Source organism: Frankia sp. Allo2 (assembly GCF_000733325.1).
Taxonomy (GTDB): Bacteria; Actinomycetota; Actinomycetes; order Frankiales; family Frankiaceae; genus Frankia; species Frankia casuarinae.
The window spans coordinates 104254-111170 of the sequence record NZ_JPHT01000011.1; the positions used below are offsets into that span (position 1 = coordinate 104254).

Here is a 6917-nt window from a genome sequence, read left to right on the forward strand (position 1 = left end):
CCGACGCCGAGGCGCTCGAGAACGGCGATTCCGTTAGGCGGGCCACACCCGACGGACCCTGCCTCTGTGCACAGCGTGTAACCGCTACTCTCACACGATGTCCGTCCCCAGCCTTCCCGCAGACCTGGCGGCACTACGGGAAACCGCGATCGACGTGCTACGAGACAACGACCTCGGCGACATCACCCGGCCCTCCCCGACGCTCTACCCGCACCAGTGGCTCTGGGACAGCTGCTTCATCGCGATCGGACTGCGCCGTCTCGACCCGGGACGGGCCGCCAAGGAGGTCCTCTCGCTGCTGCGAGGCCAGTGGCCGAACGGCATGATCCCCCACGTGATCTTCGCGGAGACCTCGGACTTCTACCACGCCGGTCCGCAGCGCTGGCGCTGCGACCAGGTGACCACGACCGCCGGCGGAGTGCAGAGCACGGGGGTCACCCAGCCGCCGATGATCGCCGAAGCCGCCGTCCGGATCGCAGCCATGATGACGCCATCCGCCCGCGACGCCTTCTACCGCGCGTTGTTCCCCGGCCTGCTGCGCTTCCACACGTGGCTCTACCTCGAACGCNACCCCGACGACGACGGTCTCGTCACCCTGGTCCACTCCTGGGAGTCGGGGATGGACAACACGCCGGCCTGGATGGAGATCACCAGGCCGGCGGCTCCGCTGGGAGTGCGGGCACTGCGCCGGATCAACGGCGGCGACGCCCTGGACGCGCTGCGGCGCGATTCCAAGGAGGTTCCCCCCGACGAGCGGCTCACCTCGGGAGACCTGTTCACGCTCTACCGGATCGTGCGTGAGCTGCGGCGGGCGCACTACAACTTCCGCGAGATCCGTCGGAGCATCGTCCCCCTCGTCCAGGACGTCGCCTTCAACGCGATCCTCATCCGGGCCAACGAGCNCCTCNCCGCCATCGCCGCCGAGATCGGCCAGACCATCCCCGCCTGGCTGTGGCGGTCCATGCACAGGACGCGCGAGGCGATCGAGCGGCTCCACGCCGACGGCACCTACTACAGCCGCGACTTCCGGACGGGAACGCTGCTGCGCCACGAGACGATCTCGGGGTTCCTGCCGCTCTATGCCGGGGTCGTGCCCGAGGACCGGGTCGACGAGATGGTCAAGACGCTCACCTCACCGCGCTACTGGTCCCGGTTCGGCATCGCGAGCGTGCCGCTCGACGACCCGGGCTTCCTTCCCCGGTGTTACTGGCAGGGTCCCGTCTGGGTCAACATGAACTGGCTGATTGCCGACGGGCTGGAGCGTTACGGTCGGCTCGACGCCGCGGAGAACCTGCGCCAGAACACGATCGACATGATCGCATCGTCCGGGGCGATGTTCGAGTACTACTCACCCCTCGACGGTTCCGGCGCGGGCAGCAACCGGTTCTCCTGGACCGCGGCGCTCCTGGTCGACCTCCTCGCCGCCGAGCACTGAGCCACACCGCCGAGCACTGTCTCGGAGCAGGGACCCGATGCGGAGCAGGCACCCGATGCGGACCGCGTGCCCGATGCGCATCGGGCACCCGGTCGGACCGGCCGCCGCGACGCCTAGCTGCAGCCGCTGGTCGAACCGCACTGCTCACAGACGTAGCAGCTACCAGCTGGCCGCATGGTCACCCCGCAGGTGAAGCAGAGCGGAGCATCGACCACGGTCTGCGCGACGAGCGACTCGCCGGGCGGTGCCAGCCGCAACTCCCGTGCCACGTACGCCGGGCCGTTCCCTACCGCCGGACCGGGCGGGACGCCCGGGTCACCCCGATCGGCGACGGAAGCCGAGGATCCGGTCACCGCGGCCCCCTGGGATCCGGCCGGGCCGTCGATCCCGGCGGGCTGCGCCGATCGCGCGGCCTCCACCGCCGGCGCTGGACCGTACTGACCCGCGACCCGACGGGCCCGGTCGGCCGCGGTCGAGATGCCGAGTTCGGCCCGCTGATCGGCGTCGAGATAGTCGAGCGCGAGGCGACGGAACAGATAATCCATNATTGACTGGGCGATCCGCACGTCCGGGTCGTCGGTCATCCCAGCCGGCTCGAACCGCATGTTGATGAACTTGCTGACGTACGCCTCCAGCGGCACGCCGTACTGCAGGCCGATCGAGATGGCGATCGCGAACGCGTCCATCACGCCCGCCAGGGTGGACCCCTGCTTCGACATCTTGATGAAGACCTCACCGAGACCGTCGTCCGGGTAGGAACCGGCGGTCAGATAACCCTCGGCCCCGCCGACGGAGAAGGACACCGTCCGCGACGGGCGGGTCTTCGGCAGCCGGCGGCGCACCGGTCGGTACTCGACCTCCACCGGGGCGGGTCCGACGGAGCCGGCGGTCCCGACCGCGTCTCCCGTGCCGACCCCGACTCCCGTGCCGACCGCGTCTCCCGTGCCGGCCCCGACTCCCGTGCCGGTCCGGGTGGCGGCCAGCTCGGCGGCCTGCTTCGCCCCCTTGACGTCGGTCAGCGGCTGGCCGACCTTGCAGTTGTCCCGGTAGATGGCGAGGGCCTTCAGGCCCAGCCGCCACCCCTCCAGGTAGATCTGCTCGACCTCGGCGACCGTGGCGGTCGACGGCATGTTCACCGTCTTCGAGATCGCGCCGGAGAGGAACGGCTGTACCGCGGCCATCATGCGGACATGGCCCATCGGGGAGATCGCGCGCTCCCCGATGGCGCAGTCGAACACCTCGTAGTGCTCCGGACGCAGGCCGGGAGCGTCGATGACGTGCCCGTACTCGGCGATGTACTCGACGATCGCCTCGATGGTCTCCTCGGGGTAGCCGAGCGCCTGCAGGGCCGCCGGGACCGTCTGGTTCACGATCCTCATGCTGGCGCCGCCGACCAGCTTCTTCATCTTCACCAGGGCGAGGTCCGGCTCGATGCCGGTGGTGTCGCAGTCCATCGCCAGACCGATCGTGCCCGTCGGGGCGAGCAGGCTGGCCTGCGCGTTGCGCCATCCGTGCTTCTCGCCGACGGTCTGCGCCCGGGCCCATTCCCGGGACGCGACGGCGAGGATCCGGGAGTCCTCGGCGTGCACGCTGCGCACCGCGTCGTTCGCGGCGGCATGCTTGCGCATCACCCGCCGGTGCGCGTCCGCGTTGCGGGCGAAGCCGTCGTAGGCGCCGACGATCCCGGCGAGTTCGGCGGAGCGCCGGTAGGCGGTGGCCGTCATCAGCGAGGTGATCGATGCGGCCAGCGCCCGGCCGCCGTCCGAGTCGTAGGCCCGGGCGCTGGCCATCAGCAGGGCACCGAGGTTGGCGTAGCCGATGCCGAGCTGCCGGTAGGCCCGGCTGACCCTGGTGATCTCCGGCGTCGGGAAGTCGGCGAAGCAGATCGAGATGTCCATCGCGGCAATGATCAACTCGACCGCCGCGACGAACGCCTCGGCGTCGAAGCTGCGGTCCGGGCGCAGGAACTTCAGCAGGTTCAGCGAGGCCAGGTTGCAGCTGGAGTTGTCCAGGTGCACGTACTCGCTGCACGGGTTGGAGGCGCTGATCCGGCCGCTCTCGGGGCAGGTGTGCCAGTCGTTGATCGTTCCGTCGTACTGGATGCCGGGATCGGCGCAGGCCCACGCGGCCTCGGCGATCGTGTGGAACAGCCCGCGGGCGTCCACCGTCTCCAGGACACGGCCGTCGAGGCGGGCCCGCAGGTCGAAGCCGCCGCCGTCGACGACCGCCCGCATGAACTCGTCGGTCACCCGGACGGAGTTGTTGGCGTTCTGGTATTGCACGGAGGCGATGTCGCGCCCGCCGAGGTCCATGTCGAAGCCGGCGTCCCGCAACGCCCGGATCTTGTCTTCTTCCCGGGCCTTCGTCTCCACGAACTCGACGATGTCGGGATGATCGACGTCGAGCACGACCATCTTCGCCGCCCGCCGGGTCGCGCCACCGGACTTGATCGTACCCGCCGAGGCGTCGGCGCCGCGCATGAAGCTCACCGGCCCGGAGGCGGTGCCCCCGGAGGACAGCAGCTCCTTCGAGGACCGGATGCGGGACAGGTTGAGCCCGGCCCCGGAACCCCCCTTGAAGATCAGCCCCTCTTCCCGGTACCAGTTCAGGATCGACTCCATGGTGTCGTCCACGGAGAGGATGAAGCAGTTGTGCACACGGAGGCCGGCGGAGAGGTACTCGCCGCTGTCGGTCTGGATGTCGTAGACCGGCATCGGCCCGCGCGGCTCAATGCGCTCGATCTGCAACCGCTTCACCGGCTTCGCGGCCTGGCCGGGCTGATCGAACGACACCTCCAGCTTCGCGGCCTTCACCGGATNGAGGAAGCCGATCTCGTCCGCGAACGTCCGCCGGTCACCGGCGTTCTGAATGCCCAGGCTCCAGAGGTCGTGGCGGTCGGGTCGCGGATCCGCCTCGCGGCGTACCCGCGCGAAGATGCCGAACCGGGCGAGCAAACCCTGCACCCCGCGAATGAGGCCCTCGCTGATCATGTCCAGCCCGATCAGCGTCGAGCGCTCCCGGCGGGACACGTAGCCATCGGCCTGGAACAGGCTGCGCAGATAAGCCGCGACAACGGGTAGCGGAGCATCATACAGCCGGGTCGGCACAGTCATCGCCTCGATGGTCAGCGAGGCGTTCGTACCGGCGTACCGACCAACAAAACCGTCCGCCTGCAGCCGGCCCGCGAGCGCCGCCTCGGCGATCTCCCGTGAAGTGATCTCACCCTCGCCCGGGGCGATGGTGCGATGCCACTCGAGGGTGTCCCCGGCCCGCAGCGCGCCGGCGGGGACGAAGGCCCCGGCACCCGCGGAGGTGCTCCGCCACACCAGATGATCGGCGGTGACGTCGAGCGCGTGACCGGCCCTCGTCCAGATCCGCAGGACGTCCTTGACGCCGTTGGACTTGGTCGCGATCACCTGGGTCAGACCGTGCGCGTCGAAGACCTTCATCCCCACCGCGTCCGTCTCCACCAAGGCGCCGATGGGAACCAGACCGGATGGCGTGCTGACGAGGGCGTCATAGGGCTGGCACGCCGAGACCTGCTGCGGCGCGGGGGTTCCCACGTTGAACCAGACCGGCGAGTTGAAGCTGAAGACCTGGTGGAGCAGCATCCAGGTCAGTTCGTGCTCGAAGATCTCGGCGTCGGTGTCCGAGGCGAAGTAGCCGTGCTCGCGGCCGGCCGCGCCGTAGGCGTGCACGACCCGATCGATCAACTGCCGCAGCGACCACTCCCGCCCCGGCGTGCCGGGCGCCCCACGGAAGTACTTGCTGGTAACGATGTTGGAGGCGTTCACCGACCAGAACTGCGGGAATTCCACTCCCCGCTGCTCGAAGTTGACCGAGCCGTCCCGCCAGTTGGTCATGACGACGTCCCGGGACTCCCAGGTGACCTCGTCGTACGGGTGGACGCCGGCGGTGGTACGTGACCGCTGGATCTTCAACCCACTCGCTTTCGCCGCTGACCTGCTCGGCTTCGTGCCGCGGCTGTCGGTCATGACGCTCCTCGTCTTCACTCGTCAGCTTCAACCTTCAACAATGTGTTGTGGGCATCCCCGCCCCAGGCCGCAGCCAGTGGACGTCGGGACGGTGCGGGGCCGGACCTCGACGCACGGCGGTGCCCGCGGGGACGAGCACGCGCACGGCAAACACACGCACGGCGAACGGCACCAGCCAGGTCGAGCCGGGCCGCATGCGTGCCGTCCGGGAGGTCCGCGGTCCTCGCACGGCCGCGACGCGGGATGTCACCCGTCGCCGGCGGGACCGGGCCGGCACGGCGAGCCAGGGCGATGTATGACGCTTTCGGTCGAGCGGTCCCGGCCCTACCTGCTATGCACCTGCTGGGTGCCGATCACCGGCGAGACATCGACGGCGCCACGCGGGACCGGTCGTGCTGGTCCATCCCGCGTGGTGGGAGGTCCGGCGGCCTCGGAGCGCAACGCGGCGATCGCGGACTCGAAGTCAGTCAACGACTCGAAGGCCAGGTACACCGAGGCGAAGCGGAGATAAGCCACCTCGTCGAGCTCACGGAGCGGACCGAGGATCGCCCGGCCGATCGCCTCCGCGGGCACCTCCGCCGACCCCGACGAGCGGACGGCGTCCTCTACCCGCTGCGCCAGAAGCGCGAGATCATCATCCCGCACCGGCCGGCCCTGGCAGGCCTTGCGGACACCGGCGATGACCTTGGCCCGGCTGAACGGCTCGGCCGCCCCACTGCGCTTGCGAACCTGAAGGGACGCCTCCTCCATCGTAGTGAACCGGCGACCGCAGGACAGGCAGGACCGCCTGCGGCGGATCGCCGAACCCTCCTCGGCCTCCCGACTGTCAACGACGCGACTGTCCGGATGCCGGCAGAACGGGCACCGCACGCGCTACGCCTCCTTCGCCCGCGCCGGAGCCGACCGCCCCGGACCGGGGATGAGGGACACCGTTGAGGACCCGGCATCCACGCCGGACAGACCACCTTGTGGATGGACCGCCAGCTCCCCGCGGAAGACCTGTGGAACAACCTGTGGATGACTTACACCCCGGTAAGCACCAGATGTTGTGTCCAAGGTAGCGCACGGCCCCAGAGATGAGGACAGCACCCCCGTATGGTCCGTGTGGTCCGCATCGCACGTGGCACCGCACGTGGACGAAAGACGACGGTGCGCGAGAACCCTGCGCCGAGACACTCGTGGACCCGGGAAGCCGGGCGTCAGGGAAGGAGTAACGACTGGCCCGGGGCGATCAGTGGTGACCGCAGGTGGTTCAGCCGCATCAGCCGGTCCACCATGACCCGGGTGTCGGCGCTCTCGTCGAGCGCCACTGCCACCTCCCACAGCGTCTCCCCCGGCATGACCAGATGGTGCCGCGGCGCCTCCGCGGTATCCGGCCCGGCAATCGACACCCCAGGCATGATCATGATTGCTACCGCCACGACGACCGCCACGACGATCGATACCACCACCACCCGACCCCGCCGGGTCAGCCGGAGCGGCGGGGG

4 protein-coding genes are annotated in these 6917 nt (G+C 69.5%); 1 reads left to right on the plus strand and 3 read right to left on the minus strand.

What is annotated here, in order from left to right; translation table 11 throughout:
- Positions 1-97 precede the first annotated feature (97 nt).
- Positions 98-1435 (plus strand): amylo-alpha-1,6-glucosidase, encoded by a 1338-nt coding sequence (locus tag ALLO2_RS10395; RefSeq protein ID WP_035731533.1) that lies wholly within the window; start codon positions 98-100, stop codon positions 1433-1435.
- 113 nt (positions 1436-1548) lie between these two features.
- On the opposite strand, the gene ALLO2_RS10400 is transcribed toward ALLO2_RS10395, so the two are convergent.
- The 3 genes from ALLO2_RS10400 to ALLO2_RS10410 form a co-directional block, all read right to left on the minus strand.
- Positions 1549-5430 (minus strand): vitamin B12-dependent ribonucleotide reductase, encoded by a 3882-nt coding sequence (locus ALLO2_RS10400; protein ID WP_035731536.1) that lies wholly within the window; start codon positions 5428-5430, stop codon positions 1549-1551.
- Between the two features lie 324 nt (positions 5431-5754).
- Complete coding sequence (gene nrdR, locus ALLO2_RS10405) at positions 5755-6300, minus strand: transcriptional regulator NrdR (RefSeq protein ID WP_011437886.1); 546 nt, start codon at positions 6298-6300, stop codon at positions 5755-5757.
- 329 nt (positions 6301-6629) lie between these two features.
- On the minus strand, positions 6630-6917 hold a 288-nt coding region (locus ALLO2_RS10410), incomplete at its 5' end, for a LysM peptidoglycan-binding domain-containing protein (protein ID WP_084588396.1).